Source organism: Candidatus Contendobacter odensis Run_B_J11, from assembly GCF_000531125.1.
GTDB classification, from domain to species: Bacteria; Pseudomonadota; Gammaproteobacteria; order Competibacterales; family Competibacteraceae; genus Contendibacter; species Contendibacter odensensis.
In genome coordinates, this window is record NZ_CBTK010000172.1 from 1 (window position 1) to 1,408 (window position 1,408).

General features: G+C 58.8%; 1 protein-coding gene and 1 pseudogene. Both read left to right on the plus strand.

Features of this window, described 5'->3' with window-relative positions:
- Positions 1–74: 74 nt before the first annotated feature.
- Positions 75–206 (plus strand): annotated as a pseudogene (locus BN874_RS26455) (DUF6444 domain-containing protein); the annotation flags it as partial.
- Between the two features lie 440 nt (positions 207–646).
- On the plus strand, positions 647–1,222 hold the full coding sequence (locus BN874_RS25680; RefSeq protein WP_034433345.1) for an IS66 family transposase: 576 nt from the start codon (positions 647–649) through the stop codon (positions 1,220–1,222).
- Positions 1,223–1,408: the final 186 nt, after the last annotated feature.

Below are 1,408 nucleotides of genomic sequence, written 5' to 3' on the forward strand. Positions count from 1 at the left end.
AACAAACACCTTCTATAATACATTGATTAAATTGAGCTTTTCAAGAGACCGGGAACTGCTGAGAGAACGCCGAGTTGCGTCGTTATTTGGGATTGGACAGCACGAACAGCCACAAACCACCGAGTAGCGACGGGTACCAGAAAAAGACGGTCAAGCCGGGCTTGCCCAAAGAGGGGAAACGCGCCCACGGCGGGCAGGTAGGGCATCAAGGCAACACGCTCAAGCGGGTGGCGCAGCCTGACTATATCCAACTCCACCTGCCGGAGCGCTGCCCATGCTGCGGACGGTTCTTCAGGTCGGATGAAGCCTATCCGGTTATCCACAGCCGGCCGGTGTTTGACGTGCCGGAACCGAAACCGGAGGTGACCGAGCACCGCCTGGGTCCATTGGCGTGTTGCGGCGTGTGGCAGGGTGGCGAATACCCCGCCGAGGTGACCGCTGTGGTGCAGTACGGCGCGGGCGTGCGGGCCTGGGTTACCAAGCTGTCGGTTGATCACAAGATGCCGCTGGAGCAAATCAGCCAGTTGTTCGAGGACCTATACGGGTATGACCTCAACAGTGCCACGATTGAGGAGGCGCTGGAACGGGGCTATACCTTGGCCGAGTCGGTTGAACGGCAGGTCATCGGGCATCTGCTGGAACAACAGTGCATTTCGATGAAAATGGCGTGCGCATCGCGGGCCAGCTGCACGGGCTGCACACGGCGTCCACCGCCACCCACACCCACCTGTTTGTCCATGAAAAGCGGGGCACTGCGGCCTTGGCGAGCGAAGCCTCGGTGCTCAATGACTTCCACGGCACGGCGGTACATGACTGCTGGTTGCCGTACTTCCATTTCGAACAGGCCCGTCATGTGTTGTGCTGCGGGGTGCACCTGTTGTGCGAACTCAACGGCTTGATGGAAAACGGCGTGCGCTGGGCGCGGGAGATGCACGAATTGCTATTGGCCCTGTACCACCGGCCGCGCCCCATTCTGGCGGCTGACGAAGTGCGTGGACATTACCACCGGATTCTGGCCCAAGCCAACCGGGAAGAACCGCCACCGCATCCCGGCAAGCAGGGAAAGCCCAAACCATCCAAAGGACGCAACCTGCTTAACCGGTTGCGGGAACAGGAGGACGGAGTGCTCGCCTTCGCCTTGGAAGCGGGCATCCCTTTCACTAATAACCAAGCGGAACGGGACTTACGCCCCGCCAAGATTAAGCAGAAAGTCAGTGGGTGATTTCGCACCAAGCCAGGTGCTCACGTGTACGCTCGCCTGCAAGCGGCGATTTCAACCTTCCGCAAACAGGGGTTGGCAGCTATTGAAAACGTTGTTGACTTTCATGGTCTTTCATTGAAAAATTATTGCCGTTCTCAGGAACCTACCGCCAGTTGGGCGGGAAGTAACGCTTGTGGAGAGGGCGTG